A 16940-nucleotide genomic window follows, 5' to 3' on the forward strand; every position below is an offset into this window, starting at 1 on the left:
TAAGGACGGCAAGGAGCCGTCCTTTTTGTTGCCCCTTGGGCTAATACAGTTTGCTGCCCCAGCTTAATTTATTTCGTAACACATTAAAGTAACTGTAACCTTTAGGATGTACGAGGGTGAGTGTGTCGTTACTTTTATGGACACGAATTTCATCACCGGGTAGCACGGGTAACACGATATGGCTGTCACAACTTACTTGTAAACTGTCACTATTAACCTTTGACACACGCATGGAAATGGTGCTTTTAGCATCGACCACAATGGGGCGGCTACTCAAGGTGTGGGGAAACATGGGGACCAGAGTCAGCGCGTCAAGATGAGGCACAATAATGGGGCCTCCGGCAGACAACGAATAGGCCGTTGAACCGGTGGGGGTAGAAACAATTAAGCCATCAGAACGTTGACTAAACACGAACTGGTTGTCGATATAAACTTCAAACTCCATCATATGCGCCACTTTTCCGTGGTGCAGTACCACTTCATTCATGGCGGCGTTACTGCTTTTAAGCTTTTCGTAACGATAGATGCAAACCTCAAGTAAAAAGCGCTCTTCAACCACCGTATCGCCGTCAAATATAAGACTTAACTGTTCTTCAATTTGATCTGGATGGATATCGGTGAGAAACCCCAGGTTTCCTCGGTTGACGCCCACCACATGAATATCAAAACGGGCGAGCACACGGGCGGCACCAAGCATGCTGCCGTCGCCACCTATTACCACCGCCAAATCAGCCTCTTTGCCAATGGTGACTATATTAGCTGAAGGGTAAGGGCAGTGTTTCATGTTTTGAACCACAGACTCTTCCACCAACACGTTACAGCCTCGTTGCTCTAAATACGCCGCAATTTGACCGAGGCTATCATGGGTGCCTACATGGTCTGCTTTACCAATCAATCCAACCGTTTTATATGTCATACGCTGGCTAACGCCTGCTCCCTATTAGTTATTTTCGGACATTAGCATAGGTATTATTATAATTGAAAGTGCTATCTAGCCACCCAACCGCCATCAAGAACAATCGTTTGCCCTGTGATATTTCGAGCGCTGCTACTAAGTAAAAACTTGGCGCTGTCGGCAAGCTCTTGTACCGATATAAACGCTTTTTTCGGCATGGGTTTAAGCATAATTTCGTTAATTACTTCTTCTTCTGTTATGCCGTTTTCTTTTGCTTGGGCAGTAATTTGTTTTTCCACCAAGGGGGTTTTCACATAGGCTGGGCAAAGGGTGTTGATAGTGACGTTACAGTCGCCGGTTTCTAGTGCAATGGTTTTAGCAAAGCCAAGAAGACCGTGTTTTGCGGCCACGTAGGCCGATTTATACGGCGAGGCGACCAATGAATGAATAGAGCCAACATTGATGATGCGGCCATAGTCTTTTTTACGCATGCTGGGCAAAAATGCCTGAGTCAGTAAAGCGGGGCCTACCAGCATAATATTGATAAGTTGTTGCCATTTTTCAGCGGGAAAATCTTCTATGTTCGACACATGTTGGATCCCCGCGTTGTTAACCAGTACATCAACCGGGGTGGCTTTTAACTGCTCGGGCAAAGCCGCAACCTGGTCGGCGTCACAAACATTAACCTGCACCGCCTGGGCGCTGCCGCCATTTTCTTTAATACGCTGTGCCGCTAAGTTCGCCGCCTCAATATTAATATCTGCAATGATAAGATGATGACCTTCTTCGGCGAAGGATTCTGCAATGCCGAATCCAATGCCACTGGCTCCGCCAGTTACAAAAATGTTTAATGTCATGATTTATCCTAATTTGATGCTAATCCAAGAACAATTTTTCTTACTGCTTTAAGCTGTTTACCTTCGCGGGTGGCATAATCGTCGCCGGTATACCCCCACCAATCCCAACACCCTTGAGGGTTAAGTGGCATAAATAGTGATTTTCTTGTTTGCGGGTAAACCACTACAAGGTTATTGCTGTCGGCCCAATTGTTTAAGCCTGTTTGTTCAACGTAGGCCATGTCCACGGCTTCTGCGTATTGATTGCAACCATGAAAGCTCACATGAACGTGACAGGTTTCGCCTTCTTCACACTGCTTAGGTACATAAGCGTAACCCGTGTCTGCCAGGGTTTTTGCATCGCTTCCTGCGAGGCTTTTTTGGCTATAACTGATAACTCGCCCGCTGGTTTTTGTAGACGCGGGTTTAATATCGTCTAACAAAAACGACAGCATATCGCCGGCGGCATCGTAGTCGCACCGGCCAATAAAGGGGGCTTCCGATACCATGCACTGCCCACCATGGTTAAGTGTAGGAAACAAATGGGCAATAGGCTTATCATTAACGTATTTAATATTTTCGGCTGATACCCAACGGGCGTATTGCTGTGCCAGCTTATTGGTGGCACTGGCAGATACCCGGGTATCGCGGGTACCGTGAAACAGCCATACTTTATCGTTTTTAAGGTTTGCCAATGGGGCAATGGTATTTTGTTGGGCTTGTTGTTCTGCCACTGCACTAAGTTCGTCAAGATTGATGGCCGGCTCTTCTTTGTCCACGCACTGGCTGAGCGCTGTGGTGATATCGCCTTTTGCACAATAATAGGGGCCCGCAGCAATGATGCCCACCCCAGAGATCCAATCGCTGTATGCAATATGCATTTGGTTTGCCATGTAGCCACCGGCCGATAACCCCGATACCGTGATATCTTCAACATCGAGCTTTAAAGGGGGAATTTTCGCCATTGCAACTGCAACAGGCGCCAAGGCTAAAGCGGTGGAAATTAGGGGCGCAGTAAATTTATTCATAAGCCTCTCTTATTCGTTTTCCAAAAACTGACGGATGGTTTTTGCTTTTTCTTGAATATTCAATAGGCCTTCTAGGTGGCCCGATTGGCCTTCTAGGGGCGCTATATGCGTGTTGTTTCCTTGGGCTTGTAATAAGCCATGAGACAGCTCTGCCATATAAGGCATTAATAGTAAATCGCTTTGGGCCGGGATAAACAGTGTTTTTGCTTGTATGTTTTTAAGGCCATTTTGCAGTGAACCTTGGTGCCCGGCTACAAATAACTGGCAGGCTCTTACCAAATAAAGCAGGTGGTTAGCGTCCATTTGTCCTGCCCGGCTTTTTGCCCGTTGATATAGCCAGTTGACAATACTGTGGGATTGTCGAATATCTTCAAGGGGCCCAGCTTCCAGAGGTGAATATGCCAAACTGTCTCCTTGTTGATTAAAAAACGCAGGAGAAAGAGCTTGTTGCGTGATGAGCATCAGCGCGGCGGTAAGTCCTTCTGTGGGCGGAGTTTGTTCATAGTAGTTTCCCTCGTTCCAATTAGCATCTAGCCGAATTGGCATGGCCCATTGTTCCAAAGCCGCCGTGGTCCAGGCATCACTTTGTGCCGCTGGGATCACTGCAATCATACGCCCAACCCAGCTGGGGTAGGTCGCCGCCCATTCAATGGCTTGCATAGACCCCATAGACGGGCCAACCACGGCATACAACGAGGATATTCCTAAGCTTTCTAACAAGGCTTTTTGTACATTAACAAAGTCACCTATGGTTACTACTGGAAAATCAAGGCCATAAGGTTTACCCGTTGTGGGGTTAATAGAGGCCGGCCCAGTTGTAATAACATTGGGATTGTTAGCACTTAAGTTAACAAGAGAGTCCACACTGAGCACATAAAAACGGTTGGTATCGATGGCCTTACCCGGGCCAATGAGGGCATCCCAGTAGCCTGCTTGTTTGTCGCTGGGATGATACTTGCCGGCAGCATGGGAGTTCCCCGAAAAATAATGGGTAATTAACACCACATTGTCTTTTTTCTCGTTCAGTTTGCCGTAACTTTCCCAACCTACATTCACATTGGGAATGACTTGTCCGCCAAACGTGGTGAATTGGGCTAAATGAAAGCGACGCTTTTCGGTTAGTAAACTGTCATCTTGGGTTTGCCCATAGGCGCAGGTAATAAAAAGACAGCAAAGGGTAGTCAGTATTATTTTTTTCATTTTTACCTCAAAAAATACTAAACAGTGCAATGGCAATACTTAGCCCTATTAACGGAACCACGACGGTTAATGCGGCCATTGCCGGGTATGCTGCCTGATGGGTTTCTTTACAGATCGCCCGAATCGTCGTTACAACATACCCATTGTGGGGAAGGGAATCCAGCGCACCCGATGAAATGGAGACAATACGGTGTAGTTGCTCAGGTTGCACCCCTTGATCCACATAGTGAGGACCCACTAAGGGCAACACAATGGCCTGGCCACCAGAGGCTGAGCCGGTTAAACCTGCAATCACACTCACTGCAATGGCGGCACCAATTAATTCATTACCCGGTATCTGGGTCATAATTTCAACGGTGTGTTGAAAGGCATCGGTATGTTTGGCAATTGAACCAAAGCCCACTACCGCGGCTGTATTGCCGATAGCCACCAGTGCTCCAGTGGTACCTGCATTAATAGCTGCAGATAAATTATGGAAATGCTGGAAGTTAATGATCATTAAGCTTAATACGCCCCCAGACAATGCAACAATTAGGGCCAAGTGCGCCATGCTGTCATGTAAGCAAAAAGACAAAATAAGCACAATTAACAAAGGCAATACACCAGTTATAGGATGTGGGTAATCCCGTACGGCAACTTTAGGATCTTCAGGGCGGACGTCAAATTGCTCGCCATTGGCAACGGCGCGACCAATCATGCGTTTAAGCCACCAATACCCAAATGTCGCCATAAACGCTGCCACCACTAAGCTGACTTCCCAAGCCGCAAACGGAGAGGTCCCCAAGTATTTTATGGGGATCCAGTTTTGGATTTCCGGTGAGCCAGCGGAGGTCATGGTAAAAGTCACCGAACCAAAGGCTAAGGTCGCCGGAATAAAGCGTCTTGGTAGATTCGCATCTTTAAATAAACTCAGTGCCATAGGGTAAACGGAAAACGCCACCACAAATAAACTGACGCCGCCATAGGTGAGAATGGCGCACGCCAATACCACGGCAAGCACCGCTTGTTTAAAACCTAGCTTATCCACAATCCAGCGAGCGACAGAGTCAGCGGCACCGGTATCTTCCATGAACTTCCCGAATATTGCGCCTAGTAAAAACATAAAAAACCAGGCAGCAATAAAGCCGGAAAATCCACTCATGTAGAGGGTGATAAAATTTTCATCACCGTGAATTAATGGAATGCCGCTGGAAACAGCGACAATGAGTGCACAAAGCGGTGCGGCGATAAACAAATTCATACCTCGAATGGTGAGAATTATGAGTAGCGCAAGCCCGCCAGTTAGACCAAACATACTTAACATATAGGATTCCTTACCGACATTCTGTGACCGCAGACGCTTCAGGAATTGAATAGATTGTGGCGGTAAATCAGGTTGTTGCCCATAGTACGATGGTACTACTTACCCACGGTCACTTTTCCCCTACAGTAAATAACGACCGCACCTTCAGATTGAATTCGAATGTGGATAAGAATAGGGACACAATAATGAAATACACGCACAAACCCGTAAGTCGCTTTACTCGTACCCTTTGCTCTATGGCTGTTACTGCTGCCTGTTTTAGTGCGCCTGGGGTAATGGCGCAAGAGGCTGCCAACAATGAAAATCAGGCCGAAGAAGCCCGAGGAAAACTAGAACGCATTGAGGTTACCGCCCGAAAAACTGTTGAGTCATTGCAGGAAACGCCGGTGGCGATCACCTCAATTGGTGCCACTGAGTTGTCTGAAAAAGGCATAAGCGTGCTTACCGAAGTACAACAGTTTTCTCCTAATACCACGCTGCAAACCAGTCGGGGAACCAACTCTACACTCACCGCATTTATCCGAGGCATGGGCCAGCAGGATCCACTGTGGGGATACGAGCCAGGAGTCGGGATCTACGTCGATGATGTTTATATTGCACGTCCACAAGGGGCGGTTTTAGATTTGCTTGATGTGCAAAGAATTGAAGTTTTACGGGGCCCACAAGGTACCTTGTATGGTAAGAATACCATTGGTGGTGCCGTAAAATATGTAACTAAAGAAATGACGGGTGACCCTCAACTCAACGCTGAGTTAACCTTGGGTAACTACAACCGTCGCGACGTGAAGCTAACCGGTCAATACCCCATTGTAGAAGATAAAGTCTATTTAGGTTTTGGATACGCAAACCTGAACCGAGATGGATACGGTGAATTTTTGGTTTCAGCATTAGACGGCCAAGATACCGAGAACTATAACAAAGATTTATGGGCGGCACGGTTAACCTTAGAAGTGCACCCTACGGATGATTTCTTCCTTCGTTTTGGCTGGGATAAAACCGAAGATAAATCCAATGCCAAAGGGGGGTATCGATTGCTCTCTAGCGTATTAACTGACGCGCCCAGTCCAGACTCGGTTTACGATTCGTATACCAGCTTGCCCACCAACAATAAAGTGGAGCTAGAAGGGTACAATTGGATGGCGCGATACAATGTTACCGAAAATTTAGAAGTAAAGTACATTGGTTCACACCGTGAAGGTTATTCACCCACGAACATCGATTTTGACAATACCCAGTTAGATATCTTCGATGTGCCAGCCATTTACGAAGATGAAAATGATACCCACGAGTTGCAACTTAATTATGCCGGCCGAGATTTTAGTGTGGTTAGTGGCTTGTATTATTATGACGGTGAGTCCTGTGGGGTATTTAATGCTGTCCTTGGGGTACTGGGTCGCACCTATGGGGCGTTGGGCATTTTCCCAGAAGATACCACCGGGTTTAGTCGCGAAACCTCCGGGTGTAACAACAGTGAAAGCTGGGCCGCGTATTCGCAACTCAATTACGATATTAACGATCAATGGTCTATTTCTTTGGGGGCCCGATTTACCGATGAAGAAAAACAAGCCACGGTAAATAACGGTACCGTACTTTATAACCTATACCCTGAATCGGGTTGGATAGACGGGTATGTTCGTCCGGATGATGTGAATATTCCCCAAGTGCTTGGCACTGACACCGACGGTGATGGCCTACTTGATGCGCCTGCCGTAGAAAGCTGGTCTCGCTTTACCCCGCGGGTTGGGGTGGAATACCAATATGACAGGAACACGATGTTTTTTGCTAGCTATGCCCAGGGCTTTAAATCTGGCACTTTCAACCCGCGAGCGGAGACTAACGAACCCGGTGTAGCGCCAGAAGTGGTGGATTCCTTTGAAGTGGGTATGAAAAGTGATCTAACCGATCAGTTTCGGATGAACGTCACACTATTTAGCTATGATCATAAAGATCGCCAATACATTGGTATCGAAGGAAACTCTGATGATCCTACCGCCTTACAGCAGCGCCTAAGAAACGCCGCTGAAACCGCGGCGAAGGGGGCAGAAGTGGAAATGACCTATGTGGTTAACGATGCATTGTCATTTGACTTAGCATACGGTTATATCGACTTTGAAATTAAAGAAAACAATGCCATTCCGCCGTTAATTGGGCTTGCTAGCACTCCAGAAAATACCTTGAATGTGGCGGCGAACTATTTGCTGCAAACTAATATGGGTGATTTTATCTTTAATGCAAATTACTACTACCGTGGCGATTACTTGTTGTTTGAAACCAGTGATCTTATTGAACAAGACGCATACGGTATGGTGAATTTAAGTGTTAGTTGGGAAAGCATGGAAGGTAATTGGTATGGTGGCCTGCACGTGAAAAACCTGACCGACGAAGAATATTTGGTGGGGGGCTATGACTTTGTTACCCGTAATGATGATGGTTCATACGGACCGGGTCTAGGCGGAGATACCACTCTCATTGGCTATTATGGTGACCCTCGTACCGTACAACTTACGGTGGGATACCGCTTCTAATTCACCGCCCTTAACGGTGATGTAAATTAAACAGGCGACGTCATGTCGCCTGTTTGCGTTTATTTACAACTTGTGTGTTAAATTGAACATATAAGTGCATTGTACTATTGGAAATAATCATGCAATCGAAGGTACTCATCGCCGATGATCATCCTCTGTTTCGGGCGGCTATGCGCCAAGCGCTTGAGGAAATTGTAGGAGACAATATTGTTGAAGCGTCTACATTTGACGAGACACATTTAGCCCTACATAACGATGACAGTATCGAACTGGTGTTTCTTGATATACATATGCCGGGTAATGAAGGGCTTACTGGCTTAAGTGCAATTAGAACATCATTTCCGGATGTTCTGGTTGTCATTGTATCGGCAGAAGATGCCCCGGTGTTAATCCGTAAGGCCATTGACTTAGGGGCCAGTGGGTTTATTCCTAAATCCACCCCACTTACCGTTATTGCGGAAGCGGTTAACGAGGTGCTTGAAGGTGAACAATGGCTTCCCGAAGGGTTAGAAGATGAGTTGAGTCACCATCAAGATAGTCATGAAGCGGCATTCGCCGAGCGACTCGCCTCATTAACGCCCCATCAATTTAAAGTGCTAAAGATGCTGTCCGATGGCTTACTCAACAAGCAAATTGCTTATGAACTGGATATTTCAGAGTCAACGGTTAAACAACATGTCTCGGCGGTATTAAAAAAACTCCAAGTGATTAATCGCACCAAAGCTGGAGTGTTATTTAGACAACTCACGGGCTCTGATTAACCCAATGGGTGTTGAGTAACAAAACCCTCGATTTTTTACTTGAGTAATTGTTTTAACAGCCGCTTAAGAGCACCTTGTTTTACGGGTTTGGGCAAGTACTTAAGGCCAGCTTCAGTGGCCTTTTCACGTATATTGTCATCGCGGTTGGCGGTATTTAAAATGCCCGGCACCGCTTTTCCCCAAATCTGTTTAAGCGCCAACGCGGTTTTTGTGCCGGTTTCACCACTGTCTAGGTGGTAATCCACCAACATCAGATCCGGTGGTTGTGGGCAACGGGCTTGAGCCAGTGGTAATGAGGGAGCGCAGATAACCGTGGCACCCCAGTCAGTAAGCAGTTCGCTCATGGCTAAGGTAATTTGATCATCATTTTCAATGAGCAATATGGTTTTGTCTTTAAGCCAGAAAGCAGCAGGCGCACTTAACTCCACTGGCTCAACATTGCTGTTTTTGTGCAGTGCCCGCTGGGCTCTGGGCAAAGTGACAGTGAAAACCGTGCCTTTAGATTCTTCTGACACCAGCGAAACAGGGTGATGTAACAGTTGGCTGATCCGCTCTACAATGGTGAGCCCTAAGCCCAGTCCTTGATTAGCTTGACTTTCAAGCTGATGAAATTCTTTAAATATGACTTGTTGTTGATGGGCAGGGATCCCGATGCCCGTGTCACATACCCAAATCGTCGCGGTATGTGTGCCTTTACGTCGGACGCCCAACAAGATCGTGCCTTGTTGTGTATAACGAATGGCATTGGAGATAAGATTTTGTACTATGCGGCGAAGCAGTTTTTTGTCTGAACGCACAATGAGACGGGTGGTGTGATAACGCAAAACCAGATCTTTTTGTTTTGCGATAACAGAAAATTCGTTATACAAGGGGGTCAGCACATCATCTAATGCAAATTCTGTAAGCTGAGGCACTAGCACCCCCGATTCCAGTTTGGTCATATCCAACAAGGTAGAAAGCAATGACTCAGCGCTAGCCAGCGAGGTAACTAACCCTTGAGACAGGGTTGCTAATTCACTGCTGGCGGTTTTTTGTCGCAACATGGACGCAAATAACGTAGCGGCGTTAAACGGTTGCATTAAATCATGACCCGCCGCCGCCAAAAATTTGGTTTTACTTTCGTTTGCCAGATCGGCCTCTAACTTGGCTTGTTCGAGCTGTTTGGTACGCACGGCTACCCGGTCTTCAAGATCAGATTTGGCGGCCTCAAGCTGCTCTTGAATTTGGATATACTGGGTGATGTCGCTGTACGTGGTAACGTAGCCGCCGTGGGGAAGCGGGCTGCCGTTTAGCTCAATAACCCGCCCGTCGGGCTGCTTGCGAATATAGGTATAGCGACTTCCATTTTTCATATACGCAATACGTTTATCGATTTCCGTTTCCACGTCTTCTACTGGGCCAAGCAATCCTCGTTTAGCGTTATATTCCAGCAGTGATTGAATGGAAATACCTTCGTGTAAGAAGCCGGTAGGATAGCTGAACAGTTCGAGGTAACGCTCGTTCCATGCCAATAACTTAAGTTCTTGATCTAGTACACTGATCCCTTGCTGAATGTGCTGAACCGAGGATTGCAGCACTTCATGATTGAATTGGAACGTCAAGGAGGCTTCTTCAACCCAGTCGACTAACTCTTTAAGTGAACCGGGCTTACTTTGGGCGATGGCCGAAAGCAGTATTCGTGCGCTTGGTGTACCCACTTGAGCGGCAAGCAGTTTTTCCACCCGAGATAAAAGGCTCATACTGGCAAAGCCATCTTGGGCGGCGCCATGAGTGAGGGAAGCCACTTGTCGGCGTAATGCTTGATTGACTTCAGGCTCCAGTACACGGGCAGTAAGGGCAAATAAATCGTGAATGCGTATGGCTAAATCCGGCTGGTTGTCTTCATCGTCTTGGGCTTTACTGGTTGCCGATGCAGAACGATCCAGCAAAGAAATACACAGTAGCGTGACGCAATTTACGGCCATACAAGCAAAAAAGCTTAAGCCTAGTTCTGCTTCGGTAGGGGCAGGGTTAAAGTAGTAACTGGATAAAATAGAAGGGTACAGTAACCAGGCCGACCAGCACACAAAGCCCGTAAGTATGGCAAATTGCGTGGCGCGCTTGGTGATTTTCTGCCAATACAAACCCCACAACATGGCCGGTAACAATTGGGCGAGTAGGGCAATGGCAATAATCCCACTTTTAACTAGCGGCGCACTTTGACTCACATTGACGTGATACCAGTAAGCCACCGATAGCACCACTAACACGGTGAGACGGCGGATGGTTAATAAGGTGGTATTACGCATCGCGTGGGTAGGATTATTCTTAAGGCGGATCTTTAACCAAATAGGTGTAATCAGGTTATTGGCTATCATAATGCCTAAAGCGAGGGTTGCCACAATGATCATGCTGGTGGTGGCAGATAAGCCCCCAATCATAGCAATCAAGGACACGGTTTTGTTTTCTGCATATAGGGGTAATGCCAGTACAAAAGCATCGGTACTGACGGTGTTGGTATCCAGCAATATATGACCGGCCAGTGCAATGGGAAGGATAAAAAGGGTCATGCCCACCAAATACAAGGGAAACAACCACCGTGCGGTACGGAGCTCGTTTTCTCCGTTACATTCAACAAAGTTCATGTGGAACTGCCGGGGCAAAACAAAAAGGGAACACACCCCCAGTAGTACGTGGCTGGCATAAACTAGCGGTGCATTTTGCGCATATAACACCTCTCTTGCCGCTGGATGTAGCGCGGCTTTAGCCATTAAGTCGAAAGGACCATTAAATAACCCGTAGCAAACAAACAGTCCTACGGTGGTTAGTCCCACAAGTTTGATAACTGACTCTACCGCAATGGTGAGCAGTAAGCCGGGGTGTTTATCTGTTAAGTTTAAGGTTCTGGTACCAAAAAGTATGGCAAAGAGAGCCATTAACGCGGCCACATACAAGCCGACAGTGTCCGAACCTTCTCCGGTTTGCGGCGATAGTAAGCGAATGCTAGCGGAAATAGCGTCTAGCTGTAACGCAATGTAGGGGATCACGCCAATAAAGCACAGTAAGGTCACCATGGCGGCAAGCAGGTGGGAATGCTGAAATTTAAGGGCAAAAAAATCGGCGATGGAACTGACATTGTGGTGATGGCAATAGCGGGACACCCGCAGTATAACCGGGAAAAGAAAGGCCATGGCGAGAATAATGCCAGCATAAGTGGGCACCAATGCCCAACCAAATTGAGAGGCTTGGGTAGTGGTACCGAAAAAAGCCCAGGAGGTACAGTGAATACCCAAGCCTAAGCTGTATAAAACGGGATGTTGTTGGTTATCTTTTAGTTTTTTGTCCCCCCAAAAGGCAATCACGAACAAAAACACTAAATAAAACACCGTTATTAGACCAATGGTCCAAATGCTAAACATGGATAAAAGAACATAAAATTCGTGTGTTTATGCACCTTACAACAATCAGTGGGCAAAAAATATCGCTGTTAGCCACAAAAATTTTAAGGATACCCTTGAAGGGGGGTTAACTAACCCCATTATTAGCTCCACTAAACGCAAAATCGCTGTCATCAAATAAGGGATCCCCTGAAGTGATGGACAGCAATATGTAACATTTGCCCGGAAAAGCAACGTTTGGAGGAAGGCATGAGCGAAGAGCGTGACGTGCACAACGAAAAGAAGCCACAGGATGCTGACGTATCTCAGGCAGAAGACGTGACTCAAGAATTTGAGTCAGCGGACGAACAGTCCGAAAACGAAAATCAGCAAGACGTGTCTGAAACCCAGCAAACAATATATGCGCTGGAAAATGCACTGTCAGAAGCGCAAACGCAGCTTAAAGAGCAACAGGAAGGCGTTCTGCGTGCCCGTGCCGATATGGAAAATGCCCGTCGTCGGGCTGAAGCGGAAGTAGAGAAAGCCCGTAAATTTGCGTTAGAGCGCTTTGCAGGTGAACTCTTACCGGTAATTGACAATCTTGAACGTGCCCTTTTGGCAGGTGATGGTGAAAACGATGCCGTGAAGCCCCTTCTTGAAGGTGTGGATATGACATTGAAGTCGTTCGTAAGCACAATTGAAAAGTTTGGATTAACGCCAGTGGATCCGCAAGGGGAAACCTTTAACCCGGAACTGCATCAAGCGATGTCTATGCAAGAAAGTGCAGATCACGAACCCAATACAGTCATGGCTGTGATGCAAAAAGGTTACCAGATTAACGGGCGCTTACTTCGTCCGGCTATGGTCATGGTGTCCCGTGCGCCCGAAAGTGGCGTAGATACGCAGGCATAACTTAGGCGAAAGCCCTTATAGCCGACAGATTTTTTTCTGACGACTCTTGAAAAAGTGGAAAAATAACCCCACTAAAATTGCAGAAATTAAAGATTCTTATTTTGGAGACACAAAATGGGTAAGATAATTGGTATCGATTTAGGTACAACGAATTCATGTGTCGCAGTTCTAGACGGCGACAAACCTCGCGTAATCGAGAATGCTGAAGGTGATCGTACAACGCCTTCTATTATTGCATACACTAACGACGGTGAAACACTGGTCGGTCAGTCTGCTAAGCGTCAGGCGGTGACTAACCCAGAAAACACCTTGTTTGCCATCAAGCGACTCATCGGTCGTCGCTTCGAAGATAAAGAAGTTCAGCGCGATATCGACATCATGCCGTATAAAATTGCGAAAGCAGATAACGGTGATGCGTGGGTAGAAGCGAAAGGCGAAAAAATGGCGCCGCCTCAGATTTCAGCTGAAGTGCTGAAAAAAATGAAAAAGACCGCCGAAGATTATCTTGGTGAAGAAGTGACTGGCGCGGTAATTACTGTACCTGCCTACTTCAACGATTCTCAACGTCAGGCAACCAAAGATGCGGGACGTATTGCTGGCTTAGAAGTTAAACGTATTATCAACGAACCGACTGCTGCCGCCCTTGCTTATGGCATGGACAGAAAACAAGGCGACAATGTTGTTGCTGTGTATGACTTAGGTGGTGGTACCTTTGATATCTCTATTATCGAGATTGATGAAGTTGACGGTGAGCACACTTTTGAAGTGTTGGCGACCAATGGTGATACACACTTAGGTGGTGAAGATTTCGATAACCGCGTTATCAACTACCTTGTGGATGAGTTCAATAAAGACCAAGGCATCGACCTGCGTAAAGATCCGCTGGCCATGCAACGTCTTAAAGAAGCTGGTGAAAAAGCCAAAATTGAATTGTCTTCTTCACAGCAAACCGAAGTTAACCTGCCATATATCACGGCAGATGCCTCTGGCCCGAAACACCTTGCCATTAAGGTAACCCGCGCCAAGTTAGAGTCTTTGGTTGAAGATATGGTTAAAGATTCTCTTAAACCAGTAAAACAAGCATTAGCGGATGCTGACCTTTCTGTAGGTGATATCAACGATATCATTTTGGTTGGTGGTCAAACCCGTATGCCATTGGTACAAAAACATGTAACTGAATTCTTCGGTAAAGAACCTCGTAAAGACGTTAACCCGGACGAAGCGGTTGCTGTAGGTGCAGCCATCCAAGGTGGTGTGTTATCTGGTGAAGTAAAAGACGTACTGTTACTTGACGTAACGCCGTTATCATTAGGTATTGAAACCATGGGCGGTGTGATGACAGTGGTTATCGAGAAAAACACCACTATCCCAACCAAGAAATCACAAACCTTCTCTACGGCGGATGACAACCAGTCTGCGGTAACGGTTCATGTGTTACAAGGTGAGCGTAAACAGGCAGCGGGTAATAAATCCTTAGGTCAGTTTAACCTTGAAGGTATTCGTCCAGCAGCCCGTGGTGTACCACAAATTGAAGTGACGTTTGACCTTGATGCGGACGGTATTTTACACGTATCAGCGAAAGACAAAGATACAGGTAAAGAGCAGAAAATTACCATTAAAGCGTCTTCAGGTCTTAGTGATGATGAAGTCGAAAAAATGGTCGCAGACGCGGAAGCGAATAAAGAAGCCGACAAGCAGTTTGAAGAGCTTATCCAAGCGCGTAACCAAGCTGACGGCATGATTCACGCTACACGTAAGCAGCTTGAAGAAGTCGGCGAAGCATTAAGTGCAGAAGATAAAGCGCCTATCGAAGAAGCCCTAACTGCACTAGAAACCGCCACGAAAGGTGAAGATAAAGCGGAAATCGAAGCTAAGACTCAGGAGCTTATCCAGGCGTCTAGCAAATTGATGGAAGCAGCTCAAGCCCAAGCGGGTGCTGCCGGCGCAGAAGGTGCACAACCTGATGAATCATCAGCAAAGGCGGATGATGATGTTGTTGACGCTGAATTTGAAGAAGTGAAAGACGACAAGAAATAAGCTGTAGTAAGTATGTCCCCGGTGCCTGCCATCGGGGAACTGTACAGTCTAGGCGCGGCAGGGAAGTCTTGTTGCGCCTTTGTTGTGTAATAACCGGGCAATAATCCGGAGAATTGTAAAGTGGCTGAACGAGTCAAATTGGTCAGTTCAGACACTTGAAGTAACGAGTAGGAAAAGTAAGCGATATGTCGAAACGTGACTACTACGAAGTGCTAGGGGTGGACAAAAGCGCTGGCGAACGCGAAATTAAAAAAGCGTACAAAAAGCTGGCGATGAAATACCACCCTGACCGCACCCAGGGCGACAAAGCACTGGAAGATAAATTCAAGGAAATCCAGGAAGCCTACGAAGTCCTGACTGATTCGCAGAAACGTGCTGCCTATGATCAGTATGGTCACGCCGGTGTGGATCCCAATCGTGGTGGTGCAGGGTTCGGTGGAAACGCTGATTTTGGCGACATTTTTGGTGATGTGTTTGGCGATATCTTTGGCGGAGGCCGAGGTGGTGGTCGCCAGTCAAGAGCCCGCCAAGGCGCCGATCTACGCTACAACCTAGAGCTGTCTTTAGAAGAGGCGGTGCGTGGTAAAGATGTTGAAATTCGAGTGCCTACCTTGGTGGAATGTGATAGCTGCCATGGTTCGGGAGCGAAAAAAGGGACATCGCCGAAAACCTGTCCAACCTGTCATGGTGCCGGTCAGGTTCAAATGCGTCAGGGCTTTTTTGCCGTTCAGCAAACCTGTCCCACTTGCTCAGGTAGAGGTAAAATAATCTCTGATCCCTGTGATAAGTGTCACGGCCACGGTCGTGTTGAAAAAACCAAAACCTTGTCGGTTAAGATTCCGGCAGGCGTTGATACCGGCGATCGTATTCGGTTGTCAGGAGAAGGTGAAGCAGGAGAGGCGGGTGCGCCAGCGGGAGATTTATATGTTCAGGTACATGTTCGTGAACATAAAATTTTCCAACGTGACGGCAACAACCTGTATTGTGAAGTTCCCTTAAGCTTTACCACAGCGGCATTAGGCGGGGAATTACAAGTACCTACCTTAGATGGCAAAGTAAAACTTAAAGTGGCGCCGGAAACACAAACCGGACGTATGTTCCGTTTGCGGGGCAAAGGAGTAAAATCCGTACGCAGTGGTGTAACCGGAGATTTAATGTGTAAGGTGGTGGTTGAAACCCCGGTTAACCTATCTTCACGGCAAAAAGAATTGCTGCAAGAGTTGGATGACTCCATGGGAGGCGATTCCGCCAAACATCGGCCCAAAGAAAAAGGTTTTTTTGACGGCGTGAAGAAATTCTTCGACGATCTAACCAATTAATCTGTCCAATTCCTAAATTTAGCCCTCCTTTTGGAGGGCTTGTCGTATATGGCGTGTTTTTATTCTCAGAACACCGTATAGCTATTATGCTAATTTCTTGTGTACCAAAATTGTTGTATTAGCGTATATTATTTATAGCAACAGGCGTACGGTAGTTTTGCACCACGAACCGTCGTCCGAGCTTAAAAATTTTCAGCATACTCAAATGGAGAACCATAAATGAAGCAACTGCTCAAGACCGGCCTAATGGCAGCCATATTATCTTCAACCGTTGCCAGCGGCGCAGTATTAGCCCAGGAAGCGGCGATGAATGAAAAGCATGCTGATGCAGCAGTAACCTATCGTCAGTCTATCTTTCAGCTTATCCGTAGTAATATGGGGCCACTTGGTGGCATGGCGAAAGGGGCAATTCCCTTTGATCAAGCGGTACTTGAAACCAACGGTATGCGCTTAGAGCAATTAGCCAACATGATGAGTGACTACCTGAAGGTTGATACACGAAAGTTTGATGTGGATACGGCAGCCAAAGACGAAATTTGGGAAAATTGGTCTGAATTTGAAGGTAAAATCGACGCTTTAAAATCGGCTTCAGCAAATTTATATCAAGTAGCTCAAGCCGGTGACGAAAGCCAATATCGCGCCGCTATCGGAAAAGTTGGGGCAGCATGTAAGTCTTGCCATGATGACTTTAAAGCAGATTAAAACAAGTAATTTGCTTCCCAGCCATGGCTTGCAACGTACTGCAAGCCATGGTTTAAGCGGCCCATC

The 16940-nt window shown here is 46.8% G+C and carries 12 protein-coding genes; 6 read left to right on the forward strand and 6 right to left on the reverse strand.

Going from position 1 to position 16940, the window contains the following annotated elements:
- Positions 1-40 precede the first annotated feature (40 nt).
- The 5 genes from nadK to KO501_RS11435 form a co-directional block, all read right to left on the reverse strand.
- Complete coding sequence (gene nadK / locus KO501_RS11415) at positions 41-916, reverse strand: NAD(+) kinase (RefSeq protein ID WP_216029804.1); 876 nt, start codon at positions 914-916, stop codon at positions 41-43.
- Positions 917-987: 71 nt separating this feature from the next.
- Positions 988-1752, reverse strand: a complete 765-nt coding sequence (locus KO501_RS11420; protein ID WP_216029805.1) for a 3-hydroxybutyrate dehydrogenase — start codon at positions 1750-1752, stop codon at positions 988-990.
- 8 nt (positions 1753-1760) lie between these two features.
- Positions 1761-2759: a PHB depolymerase family esterase gene (locus tag KO501_RS11425; protein ID WP_216029806.1), complete on the reverse strand. Its 999-nt coding sequence runs from the start codon at positions 2757-2759 to the stop codon at positions 1761-1763.
- Between the two features lie 9 nt (positions 2760-2768).
- Positions 2769-3959, reverse strand: a complete 1191-nt coding sequence (locus tag KO501_RS11430; protein WP_216029807.1) for a homoserine O-acetyltransferase — start codon at positions 3957-3959, stop codon at positions 2769-2771.
- 7 nt (positions 3960-3966) lie between these two features.
- Positions 3967-5262 (reverse strand): SLC13 family permease, encoded by a 1296-nt coding sequence (locus KO501_RS11435; RefSeq protein WP_216029808.1) that lies wholly within the window; start codon positions 5260-5262, stop codon positions 3967-3969.
- A 185-nt stretch (positions 5263-5447) separates the two neighbouring features.
- Between KO501_RS11435 and KO501_RS11440 the strand changes: the two genes are divergently transcribed.
- Positions 5448-7787, forward strand: a complete 2340-nt coding sequence (locus KO501_RS11440; protein WP_216029809.1) for a TonB-dependent receptor — start codon at positions 5448-5450, stop codon at positions 7785-7787.
- Between the two features lie 119 nt (positions 7788-7906).
- Positions 7907-8548 carry a response regulator transcription factor gene (locus tag KO501_RS11445; protein WP_216029810.1) on the forward strand — a complete coding sequence of 214 codons (642 nt, stop codon included), beginning with the start codon at positions 7907-7909 and terminating at the stop codon, positions 8546-8548.
- 35 nt (positions 8549-8583) lie between these two features.
- Here the strand turns inward: KO501_RS11445 and KO501_RS11450 are convergent, their stop codons facing one another.
- A complete protein-coding gene (locus KO501_RS11450) occupies positions 8584-11946 on the reverse strand; it encodes a PAS domain-containing hybrid sensor histidine kinase/response regulator (protein ID WP_216029811.1) in 3363 nt (1120 codons plus the stop codon).
- Between the two features lie 228 nt (positions 11947-12174).
- On the opposite strand from KO501_RS11450, the gene grpE reads away from it, so the two are divergent.
- From grpE to KO501_RS11470, 4 genes are all read left to right on the forward strand, one after another.
- A complete protein-coding gene (gene grpE, locus KO501_RS11455; RefSeq protein WP_216029812.1) occupies positions 12175-12816 on the forward strand; it encodes a nucleotide exchange factor GrpE in 642 nt (213 codons plus the stop codon).
- Between the two features lie 114 nt (positions 12817-12930).
- A complete protein-coding gene (gene dnaK / locus KO501_RS11460) occupies positions 12931-14853 on the forward strand; it encodes a molecular chaperone DnaK (protein WP_216029813.1) in 1923 nt (640 codons plus the stop codon).
- 185 nt (positions 14854-15038) lie between these two features.
- Positions 15039-16172: a molecular chaperone DnaJ gene (gene dnaJ / locus KO501_RS11465; protein WP_216029814.1), complete on the forward strand. Its 1134-nt coding sequence runs from the start codon at positions 15039-15041 to the stop codon at positions 16170-16172.
- A 219-nt stretch (positions 16173-16391) separates the two neighbouring features.
- Entirely contained in the window at positions 16392-16874 is a 483-nt protein-coding gene (locus tag KO501_RS11470) for a cytochrome c (RefSeq protein ID WP_216029815.1), read from the forward strand.
- The last annotated feature ends 66 nt before the right edge of the window (positions 16875-16940 follow it).

Origin of the sequence: Alteromonas sp. C1M14 (assembly GCF_018860965.1) — a bacterium.
Lineage (GTDB): Bacteria > Pseudomonadota > Gammaproteobacteria > Enterobacterales > Alteromonadaceae > Alteromonas.

Excerpts from the sequence above, each read along its gene's own strand:
- nadK (WP_216029804.1), bottom strand. The coding sequence starts at position 916 with ATGACATATAAAACGGTTGGATTGATTGGTAAAGCAGACCATGTAGGC.
- KO501_RS11420 (WP_216029805.1), bottom strand. The coding sequence starts at position 1,752 with ATGACATTAAACATTTTTGTAACTGGCGGAGCCAGTGGCATTGGATTC.
- KO501_RS11425 (WP_216029806.1), bottom strand. The coding sequence starts at position 2,759 with ATGAATAAATTTACTGCGCCCCTAATTTCCACCGCTTTAGCCTTGGCG.
- KO501_RS11430 (WP_216029807.1), bottom strand. The coding sequence starts at position 3,959 with ATGAAAAAAATAATACTGACTACCCTTTGCTGTCTTTTTATTACCTGC.
- KO501_RS11435 (WP_216029808.1), bottom strand. The coding sequence starts at position 5,262 with ATGTTAAGTATGTTTGGTCTAACTGGCGGGCTTGCGCTACTCATAATT.
- KO501_RS11440 (WP_216029809.1), top strand. The coding sequence starts at position 5,448 with ATGAAATACACGCACAAACCCGTAAGTCGCTTTACTCGTACCCTTTGC.
- KO501_RS11445 (WP_216029810.1), top strand. The coding sequence starts at position 7,907 with ATGCAATCGAAGGTACTCATCGCCGATGATCATCCTCTGTTTCGGGCG.
- KO501_RS11450 (WP_216029811.1), bottom strand. The coding sequence starts at position 11,946 with ATGTTTAGCATTTGGACCATTGGTCTAATAACGGTGTTTTATTTAGTG.
- grpE (WP_216029812.1), top strand. The coding sequence starts at position 12,175 with ATGAGCGAAGAGCGTGACGTGCACAACGAAAAGAAGCCACAGGATGCT.
- dnaK (WP_216029813.1), top strand. The coding sequence starts at position 12,931 with ATGGGTAAGATAATTGGTATCGATTTAGGTACAACGAATTCATGTGTC.
- dnaJ (WP_216029814.1), top strand. The coding sequence starts at position 15,039 with ATGTCGAAACGTGACTACTACGAAGTGCTAGGGGTGGACAAAAGCGCT.
- KO501_RS11470 (WP_216029815.1), top strand. The coding sequence starts at position 16,392 with ATGAAGCAACTGCTCAAGACCGGCCTAATGGCAGCCATATTATCTTCA.